We start from the raw sequence: 18565 nt of genomic DNA on the forward strand, positions 1-18565 counted from the left end.
AAGCGTTTATCCATAACTGCAGACCTGCCGAATTTCGAAAATCCGGCAGGTCTGCGCTCACCCACTAAGCCGCTTCGTTCGCGTCCACGACGCAAAGCGCGGCCATGTTCACGATCCGCCGTACCGTCGCGGCCGGCGTCAGGATGTGCGCGGGCCGCGCGCAGCCGAGCAACACCGGCCCGATCGCGATGCCGCTGCCGGAGGCGATTTTGAGCAGGTTGTAGGCGATATTGGCGGCGTCGATGTTCGGCATCACCAACAGGTTCGCGCTGCCTTTCAGCTTCGTCTCCGGCATCATTTTTTTCAGCATCTCGTAATCAAGGGCGGTATCGCCGTGAATCTCGCCCTCGATTTCCAGCTCCGGCGCCTTTTCCCGAACGATCGCAAAGGCCGCGCGCATTTTTTGCGCGGATGCGCCGTCGCTGGTCCCGAAGTTCGAATGCGAGAGCAGCGCGACGCGGGGAGTCAGCCCGAATTGGCGCATCCGCTCGGCCGCGAGCAAGGTGATTTCGGCGAGCTGCTCCGCATTCGGGTCATAGTTGATATGGGTATCGACCAGCAAAATCTGGCGGTCGGGCAGAATCAGGCCGTTCATCGCCGCATAGACGTTCACGCCCGCCCGCTTGCCGAGCACCTGGTCGATATAGCGCAGATGCGAAGCCGTCGTCCCGAAAAGCCCGCAGATCATCCCGTCAGCATAGCCCTTATGCACCAGCATCGCGGCAATCAAGGTATGGCGGCGGCGCATTTCGAGTTTCGCATAATCCTCGCTGACGCCTTTGCGCACGGTCATGTCGAGATAGGATTTCCAGAAATCGCGGTAACGCTCGTCGTATTCCGGGTTCACGACCGTAAAATCGACATCGGGCCGGATGCGCAGCCCCAGCCGTTCGATCCGCTGCTGCAGTACCGCGGGCCGCCCGACCAGGGTCGGATAGGCGATATTTTCGTCGACCAGCATCTGCACCGCGCGCAGCACCCGCTGTTCCTCGCCTTCGGCGAACACGATCCGTTTTTTCGACGCCGGAATTTGCTTGGCGATCCGAAACACCGGCTTCATGAAAGTCCCGCTGTGATAAACGAACTGCTGCAAGCGTTCAATATAAGCCGGCATGTCCCGGATCGGGCGAGCCGCGACGCCCGATGCCTCCGCCGCCGCCGCAATCGCGGGCGCGATTTTGGTCATCAGACGCGGATCGAAAGGCTTCGGAATGATATAGTCCGGGCCGAAACTCAACTCGTCGATCCCGTAAATGCTGGCGACGATTTCGGACTGTTCCGCCTGGGCCAGCTCGGCGATTGCATGCACGGCCGCAATTTCCATCGCCCGGGTAATGGTCGTCGCGCCGGAGTCCAACGCGCCGCGGAAAATATACGGAAAGCACAAGGCGTTGTTGACCTGATTCGGATAATCGGAACGGCCGGTCGCGATTACCGCATCATCGCGCACGGCAGCCACCTCTTCGGGCAGGATTTCGGGATCGGGATTGGCCAGCGCCAGAATCAAAGGGCGTACTGCCATCATTTTGACCATTTCGGGCTTCAGGACGCCGCCGGCGGACAGGCCCAGAAAGATATCCGCGCCCGGAATCGCCTCCCCCAGGGTCCGTACCTCAGTATCGCGGGCAAAACGCGCCTTGTTCGGGTCCATGCCCTCGGCGCGCCCCGTATAAACGACGCCGTGATGGTCGGTCACGAGGATATTCTCGGCCGGAAACCCAAGGTCGATCAGCAAATCCAGACAAGCCAGCGCCGCGGCACCGGCGCCCGAAACGACCAGTTTACACTGGCCGAACGTTTTGCCGACGATTTTCAACCCGTTCAGGATCGCGGCGCCGACGATGATCGCGGTGCCGTGCTGGTCGTCATGGAAGACCGGGATCTTCATCCTTTCGCGCAGCTTGCGCTCGATATAGAAACATTCGGGCGCCTTGATGTCTTCCAGATTGATGCCGCCGAACGTCGGCTCGAGCGCCGCGATGATGTCGCAAAGTTTGTCAGGGTCCTTTTCGTCGATCTCAATGTCGAACACATCGATGCCGGCGAATTTCTTGAACAGCACGCCCTTCCCTTCCATGACCGGTTTAGCCGCCAGCGGCCCGATATTGCCAAGGCCCAGCACCGCGGTGCCGTTGCTGATCACCGCAACCAGATTGCTGCGCGCGGTGTATTTGAAGACGCTGGCCGGATCGGCCGCGATGGCCTCGCAGGCCGCCGCGACCCCCGGCGAGTAGGCCAGCGACAGATCGCGCTGGCTGGTCAGGGGCTTGATCGGCGTGACGCTGATCTTGCCGGGCGCCGGAAATTCGTGATATTCGAGCGCGGCCTCGCGCAGTTGCCTGCGCAGTTCGCCGTTGGAGTGGTCTGATGACTGCATTGCCGCGATCCCTTTCTTGAGTTCCGGAATGTCTTTGATTCTACCAGAGTTGAGAAGGCGAAATCGCTAAAATCGGCGGATGAACTGCCAAGCGCCGGCACAGCCTGAAAAATAGAGGGCCGAGCCGTTAATTTCCCGCCAGCAGAATCTCGCGCACGGCCTGATATTCCCGCAGACGTTCGCGATCCTTTTCGGTCGGCTCGGCAATGCGCGACAGATTCATGTTGTCCGCGACGTCCGCCAGTTTGACCGCCCGGGCAATCGGGTTCCGCACGGCACGCTCAGCCGCTTCAATGCGCGACTCGCCCGGCTCCTTGGTCAAGGCACGCACCGCTTCTATCACTTCCACCGGAAAATTCTCGTCGGCGAGATCCTCGATCGAAATGTCGGAATCCTCCACTACGTCATGCAGTATCGCTGCCAGACGTTCGTACGGAGAGTCGACCGACAGCATCACCCGAAGCGGGTGCAGGATATACGGCTGGCCGGCTTTATCCAGTTGGCCCGCGTGGGCTTTGACCGCAATCTCTATGGCTTTTTCCAATGTGGACATGCTCTTTCTCCCTTTGTTACTGCAATTTAATAATGCTTCCGACGCGCCGGACTTCGGAAAATTCCGCCAATAAAAAAGGCTTAACGGAAATTCCGTTAAGCCTTTGTGAAACCGGTGCGGTCTCAGCGAATCAAGCCGCCAATACCGCGGTCCGCAATTTCTTCATCGCATTCTGCTCAAGCTGGCGAATCCTTTCGGCGGATACGTTGTAGCGCTCGGCCAATTCGTGCAGCGTCGCTTTTTTATCCGCCAGCCAGCGGCTGGACAGAATGTCCAGGCTGCGCTCGTCCAGTTCGGACAAGGCTCCGGACAGTAATTCCTGCTCATGGCCGGACCATTCCTCGTTCTCCAGCAACAGGGCTGGATCGGCACCGTGCTGTTGCAGATAATGGGTCGGCGCGACGTAAGTCTGCTCCTCTTCATCGTCGACCGGCAGGTCGAACGAAACGTCGCGGTTGCTCAGGCGCTGCTCCATTTCGTACACCGTGCTGACTTCGACATCGAGGTCGTCGGCGATCGCCTTGGCTTCGTCGTTCGAGAGCCAGCCGAGGTTTTGCTTGGATTTGCGCAGATTGAAGAACAGTTTGCGCTGAGCCTTGGTAGTCGCGACTTTCACGATGCCCCAGTTCTTGATCACGTATTCGTGAATCTCGGCTTTGATCCAGTGCACCGCAAACGACACCAGGCGTACACCGATGTCCGGATCGAAGCGTTTGACTGCCTTCATCAGGCCGATATTGCCTTCCTGAATGATGTCCGGCATCGACAGGCCGTAGCCGCTGTAGCCCCGCGCCACATGCACCACGAAGCGCAAATTGGTCATCACCAGCTGCCGCGCAGCTTCCAGATCGCCGTGATCTCTAAACCTTATCGCCAATTCGCGCTCCTGCTCGGACGTCAATCTGGGCATTTGCCGGACCAGATTCAAATAAGCATCGAAAGTACCGGCCGATAAATTAACAGGTAAGGTTAATGCATGACTCATGATGTAATGTACCTCGGTTAGTCAACTTGATTTAATTTTAGCACTCTCAAACTCTGAGTGCTAATAATTTTACAAGTTCAACACTACTCGGGCCGCAATTGCCGAAGCTGATAGGCCAGAACCGCCCAGGAGCCCGCCACCCCGAGCCCCGAAGACAACAGGACCAGAAAAACCGACTCGCCGTAATCGAGAAAACGCAAATGAAAGCTGCCCTCGTAAAGCAGCGACAGGTTCTCGACCGAACGCCACAACAGCAGCATGATCGCGGTCACGATGAACCAGGCTGCCACGCCGGACAAAAAACCGATCCAGAAGCCGCCGTACAAAAAAGGCCGCTGAATGAAGCGATTGGTCGCGCCGACCAGTTTTGCGATCACGACTTCCTCGCGCCGATTATGCAATTCCAACCGTATCGTATTGCCGGTGATGAACAGCACGCCAAGCCCGAGCAGAATGCTGATGCTCTCGGTCGCCTGTTCGGCGAGCCGGATGATCGACTGCATCCGTTCGAGCCACTGCATGTCCATCTGCGCCTCGTCGACTTCAGGATATTGCAGCAAGGCTTGCTGGAGTCTTTTCAACGCATCGACATTCGACTGCGCCGGCGTCGGCAATACTTCGAGCACGACCGGCAGCGGATTGCCTTCAAGCGCATCAAGCGCGGCGTCCAGACCGCTGTTGGCCTTGAATTCGGTCAGCGCCTGCGCTTTGCCGATCAGTTTGATCTCGGCAATTTCATGATTCTTGCTGATTTTTTCGACCAGCCTGCGCGCCTCGGCTTCGGTTACCGCATCTTTCAGGAACAGCGAGATCTGGTTGCTCGACTCGATCGTACCGGTCAATTGTTCCAGATTCTCGACCAGCAGGTAAAAACAGGCGGCCAGCGCGATCGAAATCGCAAGCACGCCGACCGTCAACGCAGTCGTGAACGGCTTGTCGACAAGCCGCCCTAGGCTGGAAAACAGCGCATGCGCATGCAAATCGCGATAGGCGTGCAGTTTGTCGAAAAAATCGCCGCCGGCAATCTTGTTCTGGGGGATTTCCTGGCGTAGCTGCGGTTTAGGTTTAACCGGTTTAACAGCGCGTTTCATCATTTAGCCTGCCACCAGCCGGCCGTGGTCCAGCGTCAAAACGCGCCGATCCATTTTTTGAATCAAAGCGATATCGTGAGATACGATCAATACGGTAACTCCTACCTGTTGAAATCGGGTAAACAAGGTCATGATTTCCGCCGCCAGCTCAGGGTCCAGATTGCCGGTCGGCTCGTCGGCCAGGATCATCGGCGGCTTGTTCACCACCGCGCGGGCGATCCCGACGCGCTGCTGTTCGCCGCCGGATAAGGTCAGCGGATATTTTTTCTCCTTGCCCGAAAGCCCGACCTTATCCAGCGCCGCTCTGACCTTCCGGGCAATTTCGTGATGCCCGTAACCGGCCACCGCAAGCGGCAGCGCTACATTGTCGAATACGGTGCGATCCTGCAGCAGCTTGAAGTCCTGAAAAATCAGCCCCATTTTGCGGCGCAAAAAGGGAATCTGACGATCCTGCGCATGACTGACATTATGGCCCCCCAAATAGATCTGTCCGCGGCTGGCGCGCTCGATCAGCGCAATCAGCTTGAACAGCGTGCTTTTCCCGGCCCCGGAATGGCCGGTCAGAAACGCCATCTCGCCGCGCTCCAGATGGAAGCTGATGTTGCTCAGCACATCCCCGGCCTCGGAATAGCGTTTGCTCACGTTATCGAACTTTAACATAGTCCTTGTCAATCCCTCGCGAACAGCGCCTCGACGAACGCGCCGGCATGAAAATCCTGCAAATCGTCAATGCTCTCGCCGACACCGATAAAGCGGATCGGAATGCCGAGCTGCTTCGCCAGCGCGAAAATCACGCCGCCTTTCGCAGTGCCGTCAAGCTTGGTCAATACCAGGCCGGTCAGAGAGACCGCATCATTGAACTGCTTGGCTTGCGACAGTGCATTCTGGCCGGTGCCGGCATCGATCACCAACAGCACTTCGTGCGGCGCGGTTGCGTCCAGTTTGCCCATGATCCGTTTGACTTTCTTCAATTCGTCCATCAGATTGGACTTGGTGTGCAGGCGGCCCGCCGTATCCGCAATCAGCACGTCGATGCCTTTCGCTTGAGCCGACTGCACGCCGTCGTAGATTACCGAAGCCGAATCGGCGCCGGTATGCTGCGCGACCACATGGATGTTGTTGCGTTCGCCCCAGGTCTGCAGCTGTTCGACCGCCGCCGCCCGGAACGTGTCGCCGGCCGCCAGCATCACGCTGTGACCTTGCGCCTGCAGGCGTTTGGCGAGCTTGCCGATCGTGGTGGTTTTGCCCACGCCGTTCACGCCGACAACCAGAATCACGAACGGACTGTCCTGCTTCGGGATCTCTAGCGGCTGGCTGCAGGGTTCCAGAATGCTCAACAATTCCTGTTTGACAGCGGCGGTCAGCGTTTCCGGGTCGCGAAGCTGATGCCGCTCCAGGCTTTGGGTCAAACGGTTGATGATCTTGGTCGTCGCATCGATCCCGATGTCGGCCATCAATAAAGTCGCCTCGATGTCTTCGAGCAGTTCGTCGCTGACCGATTTCTGGCCGAGCGTCAGGCTGGCCAGCGCGTCGCCGAGCCCGGAACGGGTCCGTTTCAACTGCGATTTCAGGCGCAGATACAGTGATTCGGGCGCCGGCTCGACATAAACTTCTTCAACAGGTTTCTCGACCGTGACCGGAACCTTGGGAATTTCCTTCACTTCCGGCAACGGACGCGGGCGTTCGGCCGGAATTTCGGCTTCCTTCAGACCGTAGCGCCCGTAGAAACCGATCGAAATCAGCGGCATCATCATCAGCGCCGCAAACGCATTGTGCAGCACAGCCGCCCAGAGCGGCGCGGTCAGTTCCACAATCGCGATGCCCAAACTGATCTGGGCAATCAGCAAAATGCACAGTTTCAATCCGGCGCGTCTAACCGGCTTCGGATTTTTCGCCGAAACCGCCAGCAGCATCACCAGACCGAGTACCAGCAAGCTGACCAATGCGAACACGCGGTGCAGCCAGTGTACCGCGACCTGCGCCTCCGGCGGCAGAACGCCGGTATTGCCGGTCATCAGTCCGTTCAGCAGGTCTGTCGCGCGGTAGAAATCGGCCGTTTCCGGAAACCATTGCCCATTGCACAGCGGAAATTCGGCGCCGCAGGCCAAGGCGGCCAGATTCGTGCTGGTCCAACCGCCGAGCAGAACCTGCAATAAAACGAGCCACATCCCGAAGCGGGCCCAGTTCACCGGCCCCTGCCGGGACGGCAGGCGGCCATAATCCGGCTTGACGCGCAAATACAGACCGAACAGGAGCCAGAAGGTGAACATGCCGAGCATCAGGTGCAGCGTCACGATCAGCGGCATCGTCTGCAGTTTAACCGCCCACATGCCCAGCGCGGCTTGCAGCCCAACCAGAACCAGCAGGAACAAGCTGCCGGTGACTGCAGCGGCTCGGTTGGTCTTGACCCAAGGCGATAAAACGGTGAGCAGTAAAATCACCACACCGAGGCCTGCAGCCAGGTAACGGTGCGTCATTTCCTTCCGGGCCTTGGCAGGATCGAAAGGATGTTCGGGAAAAGCCTGATCGGCTTCGGCCTTGAAGTCCGGCGTATCGTCAACCACGGCCCTGCCGTAGCAGCCGGGCCAATCCGGGCAGCCGAGGCCGGCATCCGACAGGCGCACATACGCGCCGAAAACGATCACGATCAGCGCCAGAAAGACGCCGAAAAGAGCAATTTTTTTATACATTGGGTAATTCCTAACCGATCTGCGAGATTCTTAAAAGATGCGTCAAATCGTTTTTGATTTTATAGGGATCGAATCCGGGGTCGTATTGCATCATCAGATTGCGCAAGGGATCCATCAATAACACCGCACCGTCGCGGAATCCCTCCGGCTTGATCTGGGCGAGTTTGGCCATCAAAGAATCGCTCGGCTTCACGCGCAGCAGCGCTTTGTCGTCCTGCCACCAAACCTCGGCAAGCTTCGGATCGGGGTTGTCGAGCAGCAAAGCGATACGCCGGGTTCTCGGCAAATCCTTGTTCAGCATCAGTTGGATCTGCCTGGTTTTATGCAGGGCATCCAGGCAAGCCGCATTGCAGTCCTGCTTCGGAATCACATTTACGATCAGCCAATGCGCATTCAATTCGTGAAGATTGTCGCTGGTGAATGCATCGAATCCGGTCAATTCGGAAGCTTCGGTCGTCACCGGCGGCACGATCAGTTGGCCGTAATTGGTCCGGCCCTGCAGCCACTCCGGCTTCGCCTTGAACAGCAAGGCGGCCAGGAACGGAATAAAAGCCATCGCAAACAAAGTGAGGATGAGCAGGCGGTTTTTTTTCTGTTGATCATTCATTTTTATTATTTTAAACGGCTGTACCAGACAAACAGCAGCGCCAGCGCGGCGGCAAGGCCGAACCATTGCAGCGCGTAAGCGACATGCTGTTCGGGCGGCATTACCGCGGCTTCGCGCCATTCGCGTCGGTAGCCCTCGGGGGCCTGTTTGTCGAGTTCTAACATAAAAGAAAATACGGGATAGCCGAGTCTTGCGGATAAAACGGCACTGTCCGCGACCTGGACCACGGCCGGCCAGCCTGCGGTCGGTTGATCGGCGCCGGCCAGCTTGATGCCGACGCTCGGGAAGAAATTAATCCGACCGCTAACCTGCGTCTGCTCGGATCGAATCGCGGTATCAGGCAGTACTTTCCGGTCCGGGCTGGCCGGAATCCAGCCTCGATTCACCAGAATCGCCTTTCCGCTTCCGTCCAAAATGAACGGCGTCAGCACAAAATAGCCGGCCTTCCCTTCGACGATCCGGTTGTCAATCAGAATCTGATGCTCGCTGTCATAATGGCCGTTCGCCGCGGCCTGACGATAGCGCTGGGCCTCTTTATCTTCCGGTGTGGCCGTCGTCAATTGCAGTGCGGGCGCCGCCAAGCTTTGTTTTTGCCGATCCAATAACGCGCGTTTTTGTTCGGCTCGATCCAGCTGCCAAAAGCCCAAGGCAATTAATGCCGGCAAAATGCACAATACCACCAGCGTGGGGATTTTTTCGAATTTCATGGTCTGATTTTACCGTGTGCAGGCTTCCCGCACCTCAAGGCGAAGAAACAATAAATTTGCAATTCTCCCGGCAAAAGGATAATTTTCGCTTTCCATCAATTTCCGCATGCAGTCGCCCTCATTCATCCATGATTATCAAAACAATCGTCGTCCTCGCCTTTATTCTGATCATTATAAGTCTCGGTTCGGCGCTTTTACACCTCGTCAAACACAAAAGCGACGAAGATTCGAAAAAAACGGTCAAGGCGCTGACTTTTCGGATTACCCTGTCGCTGGTACTGTTCGTTTTTGTTTACGTGATGATCGCGACCGGCCTCTATGTACCGCAAGGCATCGGCGTCAGAATGCATGCGCCGAAACCGCCCGCCTCAACCGAACCCGCTCCGCAAAATACGCCCCCGTCGAATTGACAAAAAAAAAGCGTTGCCTGAACGGCAACGCTTTCGACCGATTGAAAACCGCGATTACAGCAAATACACAAAAACGAACAGGCCCAGCCAGACCACGTCGACGAAATGCCAATACCAGGCGGCCGCCTCGAACGCAAAATGGTTCTCGGGTTTGAAGTGTCCTCTCCAGCTACGGAATAGAACCGTACTTAGAATGATCGCGCCGACGCAGACGTGGAAGCCGTGGAAGCCGGTCAGCATGAAGAAAGTCGAACCGTAAATGCCGGTGCCGAGCGTCAGGCCCATTTCGGTATAAGCTTCATGGTATTCGTAAGCTTGGAACCCTACGAACAGAAAGCCGAGAACGACCGTCGCTATCAATCCTTGAATCAATTGCTGACGCTTGCCGGCCAACAGACCATGATGAGCCCAGGTGCAGGTCACGCCGCTGCTCAACAGAATCAACGTATTCAAAAAAGCCAGCCCCCAAGCGCCCATAGGCTCGAATTCGCCGTCCGGAGTCGGCTTGCCGCCGAGCAGATGCGCCGGACCATTGGTCGGCCATACCGCCTCAAAGCCTTTGTGCAGCATTTCTCCGGTAACCCCTTCGGCCAGCCACGGCACCGACAAATTGCGGGTATACCAGAGCGCGCCGAAGAAGACCGAGAAGAACATCACCTCGGAAAAGATAAACCACATCATGCCCATCCGGTAGGAAATACCGACCTGGGTATTGTACATGCCGTATTCGCTTTCCAGCGACTGCAGGGTAAACCAGCCGGCCAGCATGAAGATGAAAACCAACAGGCCCAGAATCATCATGCCGGGCCCGATCGACGAACCGTTCAGAAAATTCGCGAACCCCGCCAGCATGATAAACAGCCCCACCGTGCCTATTATCGGCCAGGTCGCTTTATGCGGAATGTAATAAGCATTGTGTGTGGACATAACGTTCCCCTTTATTGTTTCTCTGCTTTTTCAGTATTGTCAAAAAATGTGTAAGCCAGCGTGATGGTTTTATACTCCGGCGAAATCTTCGGATCGACGACGAAACGCACCGGCATTATCCTGCCTTCCCGCGGCTTGAATTTCTGCTCGGTAAAGCAGAAACACTCGGTCTTCTTGAAATATTCGGCCGCAAGACCCGGTGAAATGCTCGGTATCGCCTGCGCAACCATCGGCTTATCGGTTTTGTTTTGCGCATAAAAATTCACCGTATAAAACTGCCCGGGATGAACCTTTAAATTTGGCGTTTCCGCACGAAACTCCATCGGCGCCGATTCATTCAGGGCCGTCACGAACTCGACAGTCAACTCCCGGTTCGAATCGATCTGATAGCCGGTTTCCTTCACAGCCGTAGTATCGACCTTGCCGTTCAGGCCGGTTACCTTGCACAGCACATCGTATAGCGGCACCAACGCAAAACCGAAGCCGAACATCACGACTGCAACCAGCAACAAGGTACGTACCAATCTGACGTTTTTACGCTGCAATTCGTCGGTCATTGCGAAACGGCTTTCAGTACCGCGAAGATATAAATTGCGACGGCAATCGCCACCAGGATCAATGCCGTCAAAATGTTTTTCTGTTTGGTATTCATTTCGATAAAAGGATACGCTGTCAGAGGCAGCGTATCACTTGATTCCACTCCTGCCCGATGCCTTAAAAGTGCTCGCTTGGAACAGTTTCCGGCGGCGTCGTGAAAGTATGGTAAGGAGCCGGCGACGGCAAAGTCCATTCCAGACTGTGCTTGTGCGCATCTTCCCAGACCTCGTCGGTCACTTTCTCGCCGGTACCGCCGCGGATCGTATCGATCACGATATACAGGAACAGTAACTGGCTGAGTCCGAAAATGAAGCCGCCTATACTTGACACCATGTTCCAGTCGGCAAACTGCACCGCATAATCCGGAATACGGCGCGGCATACCGGCCAATCCCAGGAAATGCTGCGGGAAAAACAGAATATTGACCGAAATCGCCGACAGCCAGAAATGCAGCTTGCCGATTTTTTCGTTATACATATGGCCGGTCCATTTCGGCAGCCAGAAGTAGCCTGCCGCCATCAGAATGAATACCGAAGCCGGCACCAGGGTGTAATGAAAATGCGCTACGATGAAATAGGTATCATGATATTGGAAATCGGCAGGCGCAACCGCCATCATCAGACCGGTAAAACCGCCCATCGTGAACAACACCACGAAGGCGATCGAGAACAGCATCGGCGTTTCGAAGGTCATCGCGCCCTTCCACATCGTCGCGGTCCAGTTGAATACCTTCACGCCGGTCGGAATCGCAATCAGCATCGTCGCATACATGAAATACAGTTCGCCTGCCATCGGCATTCCGACCAGGAACATATGGTGAGCCCAGACGATGAACGACAGAAACGCGATCGACGCGGTGGCATACACCATCGAGCTGTAGCCGAACAGCGGCTTACGCGCAAAAACCGGAATGATCGTGGAGGCGACGCCGAAGGTCGGCAGAATCATCACGTAAACTTCCGGGTGGCCGAAGAACCAGAAAATATGCTGGTACAGTACCGGGTCGCCGCCGCCGGCTGCATCGAAGAAGCTGGTGTCGAAGAAACGGTCGGTCAGCAGCATGGTCACCGCACCCGCGAACACCGGCATGATAGCAATCAATAAGAATGCGGTGATCAACCAGGTCCAGACGAACAACGGCATTTTCATCAATGTCATCGCCGGGGCGCGCATGTTGAAAATGGTCGCAATGATATTAATCGCGCCCATGATCGACGAAATACCGAGCAAATGCACCGAGAAGATCGCAAACGGCAGCGCCGCGCCGGTTTGGAGCACCAGAGGCGGATACAACGTCCAGCCGGCCGCTGGCGCACCGCCCTCCATGAACAAGGTGCTGGCAAGCAATAACACACCGGCGACCAACATCCAGAAACTCATGTTGTTCATCCGAGGCAGCGCCATATCCGGTGCGCCGATCATCATCGGGATCTGCCAGTTGGCCAAGCCGACGAAAGCCGGCATCACCGCACCGAATACCATGACCAGGGCATGCATCGTGGTCATCGAATTGAAGAATTGCGGATTGACGAACTGCAAACCCGGCTCGAACAATTCGGCACGGATCACCATCGCCATCGCGCCGCCGACGAAAAACATCGCGAGTGCGAAAAGCAGATACAGCGTGCCGATATCTTTATGGTTGGTCGTAATGATCCAACGAATCCATCCCTTCATCGGGCCGTGGTCATCATGATGATCATCGTGCTCATGATCATGGGGTGCTATGACAGCGGACATAGTTGTTATACCTCAAATAAAATGTAAAAAAAGAAGCCAAATCCAGGTAAACGTAGTGTTCGTCTGCCTTATTGCAACGCCTCGATTTCCGCAGGCGTGATCATATCGTTTACTGAATTGCCCAGCGCATTACGCGTATAAGTCACGACTGCGGCAAACTCTTCAGGACTCAACGTGCCGCCGAAAGCCGGCATCATGCCCTTGCCTGTCTTCATCAATTTGACTTGTTCCTTGATGTCGCCGTTGACTACATCGCTGCCTGTCAGCGCCGGGAACGTCGGTGGCAAGCCTTGGCCGCCGGCCTGATGGCAGGAAACGCAATGGCTTTCATACACGGCCTTGCCTTTAGCCATCAGAGCCTCTTTCGATGAAGGCGCATTTTTATCCGCCTTCGTTTCTACCGCCGGAGCGGGAGACTCTTCAGCCTCTTCTTCATCTTCGTCCGACTCCGAAACGGCCGCTGCGCCTTCCGGCAGCATCGCCTGCACCGCTTTCGGCTGAATTTCATCGCCGACCGAGTTACCTAATGCGTTACGGGTATAGGTGATGACCTCCGCCAGTTCATCGGCCTTCAGCATTTTGCCGAATGCCGGCATCGCACCTTTGCCGTTCAGGACAATGTCGGCCTGCTTATTGATATCGCCGGTCACGATCGGGCTGCCTTTGAGAGCCGGAAATGCGCCGGGGACGCCTTCACCGGTCGGCAAATGGCAGGTGGCGCAGTTTTTCTCGTAGACGCTTTGGCCCGCAGCAATCAATTCATCGCGGCTCTTGTCGCTCAGGTTAGGCCCTTTGGCTGCTTCTGCCTTGGTCTTCTTGACCCAGGCGTCGTAATCAGGCTGGTCCATCGCAACCACTACAATCGGCATGAAGCCATGGTCTTTGCCGCACAACTCGGTACATTGGCCCCGGTATGTGCCGGCCTGATCGACTTGAGTCCACGCCTCATTCACGAAGCCGGGATTCGCATCTTTCTTCCAGCCTAAAGCCGGAACCCACCAGGAATGGATTACGTCAGCGGCGGTAAACAGGAAGCGGATTTTCTTTTTGGTTGGGATCACCAAAGGATTGTCGACGTTCAACAAATAATTCGGCACGGTGCGAGGATCAATATCGGAGCCAAGCTGGCGCGCCTTGTTGCTTTCCTCGTCGAGGCTACTGAAAAACTTGATGCCGTTGTCCAGGTATTCGTATTCCCATTTCCACTGCCAGCCAGTCACCTTGACCGACATATCGGAGTCCTGCACGTCGTCGAGCTCAAGCATCGTCTTGGTCGCCGGGATCGCCATGCTGATCAGAATCACGGTCGGAATAATGGTCCAGATGATTTCGATCGTGGTATTTTCATGAAACTGTGCCGCCTGGTGCCCTTTGTCTTTGCGGTGGTGCAAGATCGAATAGAACATCGTGCCGAACACGCCAAGACCGATGAATACGCAAATCCAGAGAATCAGCATATGCAGGTCATGAATGTCATGACTGATCTTGGTAACCCCTTCGGTTAAGTTGAGCGTGTAATCCGCCCGCGCTGACTCTTGCCCGATAGCCGTCAAGATCGTGCCTGCGAATAGTTGCTTGGTTTTGTTCACGGAGCAGCCCCTTCGTAAGTAATAAAAAACCTTGAATGCGTCATTTCATTCCGAAAATCCGGGGCAGCGTCAAAACAAAGCTCCCCTCTACGCAATAAATTTCACAATATAACTGTGTAATTTTACCCTATCAAACTCTTCTAAGCCAGATATCTCTAGCGGTTAAAGCTTGCGCAGCGATCGCCGCGCCGCCCATTCGTTAATGTTTAAGTACCTGCAACTTCCGGTAAAAACTGCTTTAGAAGAGACAAAAGCGCAGGAAACGGGCAAAATATTTAAGATAAAAGTAAACGCCGATCAGCCTAAGAATGTAATGTTTTCTTTAAAGAGTGAATCGAAAAAATGAAAAATTCCCGGGACGGACTATGGACGAAGCGAGCAAAGGTCAGCCAAAACCGGCCTGACCTGTGGCCGCTCCGGCAGCCGATTCGCCTACAGCGCTTAATTCAAAGCTTAATTTCCCCGCCCGAAAAGAAAAATCACACAACAAGCAATAGCCCGGCCGCAATCTGACCGTCCTGGGCCTGCAAGAAATTTATAACAGTAGAAGGTACCCCGCCCAATATCGGCACAAAGCCGTTTCCTTCCCGTAGCGCACCCTATTCGCCTAGCATAGCCCCTCCTATCCAACTCTTCAAATCGCTGAGTCAGCCTCCTAACGCAACACAGCAAAAATGCTCAATTGAGCATTTTTGCTGTGTTGCGTCCAGCAATCCTCATGAAAAATCCACCGAGTCAGGGGGGGCCGTACTACACTACTTCAAACCCACACAATGACCGCTGCTTCATATATAGCCGAACCGTAACCGCTGCGGAATATCAAACTTCTACCTATAGCTGAAAGCCGGCCAAAATACGCATTTTTTTGTAAAAATAAAGGAATATTGCTGACGATTTTATTTAATTTTGATTCATCTAATCCATACTCCGATTAGCAAGAATCGCTATCAAGCGATGATTGTAGAATTCGCTGACCAAGGGATCGATTGAAGTTTGGCTGATCTCTTCCCAAACTCCCAGACTCTGGCCGTAATAGTAAAAATACCACGAAATAGCAAGCCGTTTATTTTTATCAAGCAATTTAAGCGCTAAAGTCAGCCAGATTAATAAATAAACATAAACACATATTTTCGCTAGCTTCAATTATCCGTGTTAAACAGGCTAGAGGTCTCTATGATTACCTTCCTAAGAAAATATCCCGATAAATACCAAGAAATATGAGATAGCGTCTTTTATCGAGCCGATCTTTAAAAGACTGTTTCTTGGGCAAATCTACAGCTAGAGCCTCTGTACAGAACAGTGAAATTCTGTCTATTCAGGATATCGATTCGAATTAGTTGGAAAAACACGCGCTACCCCGGATTTTTCCGACGAAAGAGGCCGCAAAGCGGGTCATCAAAAACATCTTGCCGGCGTCTTGTTCAAGAATACGCGGGGATCAGCCCATGAATATGTCAGCCGCTCACCGTTGAATGACCCCAGAAAATTGGCCGGTACTCCGCCGGCCGATATGCTGGAGCGCCGCATTGCGGACCGACGAAGAAAGCCCCTGATGAACTCAGGGCAAAAGAACCCCATTCCGGTCCAAACGGCCCGTAATCTCTTATCCTGCCGGTCCGACACACAAACCAAGTTTTATCATCAAAAAATCCCTGCGCTTTCACCGCGAAAGCTCGGGTATAATGCCGCTAATAAAGTAAAACCGCGCGAGGCGGTCACCGCTATGCCTTCCGATTACCGTCCCATTTTGGATAAAATCAAAGCCGGCGATTGGGATGCCGCGCATCGGTCGATTCAGGATTTCTCCGACCCGCTGGCTTGCCGGATCCATGCCTTTCTGCATCGGCAGGAGGGCGACCTCGATAATGCGGCCTACTGGTATGCCCGGGCAAAAATGACGCCGCCTGCCGATAATTTGTCCGAAGAACTCGACCGCCTTTATCAATTGGCGCAAAAATAAACCGTGCACTGAAATTTTTAAGTCCCGGAAATAATCCTGCGGTCTCGTCCGCCTTTGAATATTTACGTCCCTTTTAATAACCGCGCCGACCCAGGCGCAGCCCATTCCTTTTGCCGTACCGATGCTGCGTATTACCGAACTCAAACTGCCGCTCGATCATTCTGAAAACCAGCTGAAATCCGCCATCATTCAACGCTTAGACATCGATCCCGGACAGCTGAAAAGCTACAACATCTTCCGCCGCAGCTACGATGCCCGGAAACGCGACAGCATCACGCTGATCTACACGCTCGATGTCGAGCTGGAGAACGAATCCGCCATCCTAATGCGTTTCCGGGATGATCCGCACATCACCTCTACCCCGGACACCCGTTATCGCCCCGTTGCGCAGGCACCGCAAAACCTGGCGACAAGGCCGGTCGTGATCGGTTTCGGGCCTTGCGGACTCTTCGCAGGACTGCTGCTCGCGGAAATGGGATTCCGCCCGATCATTCTCGAACGGGGCAAACCAGTGCGCGAGCGTACGAAAGACACCTTCGGGCTTTGGCGACGACGGGAATTCAATCCGGAATCGAACGTACAATTCGGCGAAGGCGGCGCAGGCACCTTTTCGGACGGCAAATTGCACACGCAAATCAAAGATCCCCACCATCACGGCCGCAAGGTGCTGACCGAATTCGTGAAGGCGGGCGCGCCGCCGGAAATTCTGTATCTGAGCAAACCGCACATCGGGACGTTCAGACTGGTGTCGATGATCGAGGAAATGCGCGGCACAATCGAAGCTCTGGGCGGCGAGATCCGTTTTCAAAGCCGGGTCGAAGACATTTTGATCGAAAACGGCGCCGTACGCGGCGTGGCGCTGACGAACGGCGAGACGATCGATGCCGATCACGTCGTGATCGCGGCCGGCCACAGCGCGCGCGATACTTTTAAGATGCTGTACGAACGCGGCGTCTATATCGAGCCGAAACCGTTCTCGATCGGCTTTCGGATCGAGCATCCGCAATCCTTGATCGACCGCTGCCGCTTCGGCAAATATGCGGGGCACCCGCTGCTCGGCGCGGCCGACTACAAACTGGTGCACCACTGCAAGAACGGCCGCTCCGTTTACAGTTTCTGCATGTGCCCCGGCGGTACGGTCGTCGCCGCCACCTCCGAGCCCGGCCATGTGGTGACCAACGGCATGAGCCAGTATTCGCGGAACGAACGCAACGCGAACAGCGGCATCGTGGTCGGCATCACACCCGACGATTATCCGGGACACCCGCTGGCCGGCATCGACCTGCAGCGGAAACTGGAAAAAAGAGCCTTTGAACTGGGCGGCGGCACTTATGATGCACCCGGCCAACTGGTCGGCGATTTTCTGGACGGCCGCCCGTCGACCGGATTCGGCTCGGTGCAGCCGTCTTATACCCCCGGCGTGCATTTAGGCGATTTGAGCAAGGCGCTGCCCGCTTATGCAATCGAGGCGATCCGCGAAGCGCTTCCCGCTTTCGATAAACTTATCCCCGGTTTTGCGATGCAGGACGCGGTCCTGACCGGTGTCGAAACCCGCACCTCCTCGCCGATCCGGATCAAGCGCGACGAGCACTATCAAAGCCTGAACACACGCGGCCTGTATCCGGCCGGCGAGGGCGCGGGCTACGCCGGCGGGATTATGTCAGCCGCAATCGATGGGATCAAGGTGGCCGAAGCGGTCGCTTTGGATATCATCGGGAAAGGAAGATAATTGCCCCGCCGGAAAGGCTTTATTTCGAACGCTTGGTCGTGTTGAAGACGTAAGAAGACACGATGCCGCGGCTATCGAACTTGATCACCAGGTCCTCGGTTTCGCCTTCGCTGAACAGGCTGTACCGATAATGCCCGTAAGTCCAGGTCTTCATTCCGTTATCGATGCCGGTGCGCCAGGGCGCGCCGAAGGTGGTGTAGATGTCGTTCTGGGTGGTCTGGCCGATCCGGATGGTCGAAATCTGGCCGGCCGGGAATTCGTGCCCGATCGAAGCGCATCCCGACGCAAACAGAAACAGCAGCATTGCGGCCAGACGGGCGGCATTCTGTAGAATCCCGCCGCGGCGGACCGGGTAACAATCATGGAAGCGCATGGAAATATCCTTTCGAAAAATGAGAGGCGCCATCATAAAGCAATTACCGGTAAAATTCCTGTCCTTTTGAGCACACGGCTGGCAATCGAAGGCCATACGAATTAGAATAGCCGGTTAAACTCAAGCTTACCGAATTATCTGGCCCACTTAATGACTGATTATAAACTGACGCATCTGAAACAGCTGGAAGCCGAAAGCATCCACATCATCCGGGAAGTTGCCGCCGAATT

17 protein-coding genes are annotated in these 18565 nt (G+C 55.3%); 4 read left to right on the plus strand and 13 right to left on the minus strand.

Annotation, left to right across the window (positions count from 1 at the left end; genetic code table 11):
* Positions 1-64 precede the first annotated feature (64 nt).
* The 8 genes from JJL52_RS08915 to JJL52_RS08950 all read right to left on the minus strand — a co-directional run bounded on the left by JJL52_RS08915 (position 65) and on the right by JJL52_RS08950 (position 9010).
* Entirely contained in the window at positions 65-2377 is a 2313-nt protein-coding gene (locus JJL52_RS08915) for an NADP-dependent malic enzyme (protein WP_272901723.1), read from the minus strand.
* Positions 2378-2504: 127 nt separating this feature from the next.
* Positions 2505-2930 carry an HD domain-containing protein gene (locus JJL52_RS08920; RefSeq protein ID WP_202052055.1) on the minus strand — a complete coding sequence of 142 codons (426 nt, stop codon included), beginning with the start codon at positions 2928-2930 and terminating at the stop codon, positions 2505-2507.
* 130 nt (positions 2931-3060) lie between these two features.
* Entirely contained in the window at positions 3061-3915 is an 855-nt protein-coding gene (rpoH, locus tag JJL52_RS08925) for an RNA polymerase sigma factor RpoH (protein ID WP_202052056.1), read from the minus strand.
* A gap of 83 nt (positions 3916-3998) precedes the next feature.
* A complete protein-coding gene (gene ftsX, locus JJL52_RS08930; RefSeq protein ID WP_202052057.1) occupies positions 3999-5006 on the minus strand; it encodes a permease-like cell division protein FtsX in 1008 nt (335 codons plus the stop codon).
* A 3-nt stretch (positions 5007-5009) separates the two neighbouring features.
* Positions 5010-5666 carry a cell division ATP-binding protein FtsE gene (ftsE, locus tag JJL52_RS08935; protein WP_202052058.1) on the minus strand — a complete coding sequence of 219 codons (657 nt, stop codon included), beginning with the start codon at positions 5664-5666 and terminating at the stop codon, positions 5010-5012.
* An 8-nt stretch (positions 5667-5674) separates the two neighbouring features.
* Positions 5675-7696, minus strand: coding sequence for a signal recognition particle-docking protein FtsY (gene ftsY / locus JJL52_RS08940; protein WP_202052059.1), 2022 nt, complete (start codon positions 7694-7696; stop codon positions 5675-5677).
* A 10-nt stretch (positions 7697-7706) separates the two neighbouring features.
* Positions 7707-8303 carry a redox-active disulfide-containing membrane protein gene (locus JJL52_RS08945; protein WP_202052060.1) on the minus strand — a complete coding sequence of 199 codons (597 nt, stop codon included), beginning with the start codon at positions 8301-8303 and terminating at the stop codon, positions 7707-7709.
* A 5-nt stretch (positions 8304-8308) separates the two neighbouring features.
* Positions 8309-9010: an SURF1 family protein gene (locus tag JJL52_RS08950; RefSeq protein WP_202052061.1), complete on the minus strand. Its 702-nt coding sequence runs from the start codon at positions 9008-9010 to the stop codon at positions 8309-8311.
* A gap of 128 nt (positions 9011-9138) precedes the next feature.
* Between JJL52_RS08950 and JJL52_RS08955 the strand changes: the two genes are divergently transcribed.
* Positions 9139-9420, plus strand: coding sequence for a twin transmembrane helix small protein (locus tag JJL52_RS08955; RefSeq protein ID WP_202052062.1), 282 nt, complete (start codon positions 9139-9141; stop codon positions 9418-9420).
* Between the two features lie 54 nt (positions 9421-9474).
* On the opposite strand, the gene JJL52_RS08960 is transcribed toward JJL52_RS08955, so the two are convergent.
* The 4 genes from JJL52_RS08960 to coxB all read right to left on the minus strand — a co-directional run bounded on the left by JJL52_RS08960 (position 9475) and on the right by coxB (position 14273).
* Positions 9475-10347, minus strand: a complete 873-nt coding sequence (locus JJL52_RS08960) for a cytochrome c oxidase subunit 3 (protein ID WP_202052063.1) — start codon at positions 10345-10347, stop codon at positions 9475-9477.
* A gap of 11 nt (positions 10348-10358) precedes the next feature.
* Entirely contained in the window at positions 10359-10904 is a 546-nt protein-coding gene (locus JJL52_RS08965) for a cytochrome c oxidase assembly protein (RefSeq protein WP_202052064.1), read from the minus strand.
* A 157-nt stretch (positions 10905-11061) separates the two neighbouring features.
* Complete coding sequence (ctaD, locus tag JJL52_RS08970) at positions 11062-12684, minus strand: cytochrome c oxidase subunit I (RefSeq protein ID WP_202052065.1); 1623 nt, start codon at positions 12682-12684, stop codon at positions 11062-11064.
* Between the two features lie 68 nt (positions 12685-12752).
* Complete coding sequence (coxB, locus tag JJL52_RS08975; protein ID WP_202052066.1) at positions 12753-14273, minus strand: cytochrome c oxidase subunit II; 1521 nt, start codon at positions 14271-14273, stop codon at positions 12753-12755.
* 169 nt (positions 14274-14442) lie between these two features.
* Between coxB and JJL52_RS08980 the strand changes: the two genes are divergently transcribed.
* The 3 genes from JJL52_RS08980 to JJL52_RS08990 all read left to right on the plus strand — a co-directional run bounded on the left by JJL52_RS08980 (position 14443) and on the right by JJL52_RS08990 (position 17962).
* Entirely contained in the window at positions 14443-14619 is a 177-nt protein-coding gene (locus tag JJL52_RS08980; RefSeq protein ID WP_202052067.1) for a hypothetical protein, read from the plus strand.
* Between the two features lie 1377 nt (positions 14620-15996).
* On the plus strand, positions 15997-16233 hold the full coding sequence (locus JJL52_RS08985; RefSeq protein ID WP_202052068.1) for a hypothetical protein: 237 nt from the start codon (positions 15997-15999) through the stop codon (positions 16231-16233).
* Between the two features lie 121 nt (positions 16234-16354).
* Positions 16355-17962, plus strand: a complete 1608-nt coding sequence (locus JJL52_RS08990) for an NAD(P)/FAD-dependent oxidoreductase (protein ID WP_202052069.1) — start codon at positions 16355-16357, stop codon at positions 17960-17962.
* A 19-nt stretch (positions 17963-17981) separates the two neighbouring features.
* Here the strand turns inward: JJL52_RS08990 and JJL52_RS08995 are convergent, their stop codons facing one another.
* Positions 17982-18335 carry a hypothetical protein gene (locus JJL52_RS08995; RefSeq protein ID WP_202052070.1) on the minus strand — a complete coding sequence of 118 codons (354 nt, stop codon included), beginning with the start codon at positions 18333-18335 and terminating at the stop codon, positions 17982-17984.
* Positions 18336-18565: the final 230 nt, after the last annotated feature.

It is taken from the genome of Candidatus Methylomicrobium oryzae (assembly GCF_016745425.1).
In the GTDB taxonomy this organism is placed as follows: Bacteria; Pseudomonadota; Gammaproteobacteria; order Methylococcales; family Methylomonadaceae; genus Methylomicrobium; species Methylomicrobium oryzae.

Excerpts from the sequence above, each read along its gene's own strand:
- JJL52_RS08985 (WP_202052068.1), top strand. The coding sequence starts at position 15,997 with ATGCCTTCCGATTACCGTCCCATTTTGGATAAAATCAAAGCCGGCGAT.
- ftsY (WP_202052059.1), bottom strand. The coding sequence starts at position 7,696 with ATGTATAAAAAAATTGCTCTTTTCGGCGTCTTTCTGGCGCTGATCGTG.
- JJL52_RS08965 (WP_202052064.1), bottom strand. The coding sequence starts at position 10,904 with ATGACCGACGAATTGCAGCGTAAAAACGTCAGATTGGTACGTACCTTG.
- JJL52_RS08995 (WP_202052070.1), bottom strand. The coding sequence starts at position 18,335 with ATGCGCTTCCATGATTGTTACCCGGTCCGCCGCGGCGGGATTCTACAG.
- JJL52_RS08920 (WP_202052055.1), bottom strand. The coding sequence starts at position 2,930 with ATGTCCACATTGGAAAAAGCCATAGAGATTGCGGTCAAAGCCCACGCG.
- JJL52_RS08955 (WP_202052062.1), top strand. The coding sequence starts at position 9,139 with ATGATTATCAAAACAATCGTCGTCCTCGCCTTTATTCTGATCATTATA.
- JJL52_RS08950 (WP_202052061.1), bottom strand. The coding sequence starts at position 9,010 with ATGAAATTCGAAAAAATCCCCACGCTGGTGGTATTGTGCATTTTGCCG.
- ftsX (WP_202052057.1), bottom strand. The coding sequence starts at position 5,006 with ATGAAACGCGCTGTTAAACCGGTTAAACCTAAACCGCAGCTACGCCAG.
- JJL52_RS08945 (WP_202052060.1), bottom strand. The coding sequence starts at position 8,303 with ATGAATGATCAACAGAAAAAAAACCGCCTGCTCATCCTCACTTTGTTT.
- JJL52_RS08990 (WP_202052069.1), top strand. The coding sequence starts at position 16,355 with ATGCTGCGTATTACCGAACTCAAACTGCCGCTCGATCATTCTGAAAAC.
- ctaD (WP_202052065.1), bottom strand. The coding sequence starts at position 12,684 with ATGTCCGCTGTCATAGCACCCCATGATCATGAGCACGATGATCATCAT.
- rpoH (WP_202052056.1), bottom strand. The coding sequence starts at position 3,915 with ATGAGTCATGCATTAACCTTACCTGTTAATTTATCGGCCGGTACTTTC.
- JJL52_RS08915 (WP_272901723.1), bottom strand. The coding sequence starts at position 2,377 with ATGCAGTCATCAGACCACTCCAACGGCGAACTGCGCAGGCAACTGCGC.
- ftsE (WP_202052058.1), bottom strand. The coding sequence starts at position 5,666 with ATGTTAAAGTTCGATAACGTGAGCAAACGCTATTCCGAGGCCGGGGAT.
- JJL52_RS08960 (WP_202052063.1), bottom strand. The coding sequence starts at position 10,347 with ATGTCCACACACAATGCTTATTACATTCCGCATAAAGCGACCTGGCCG.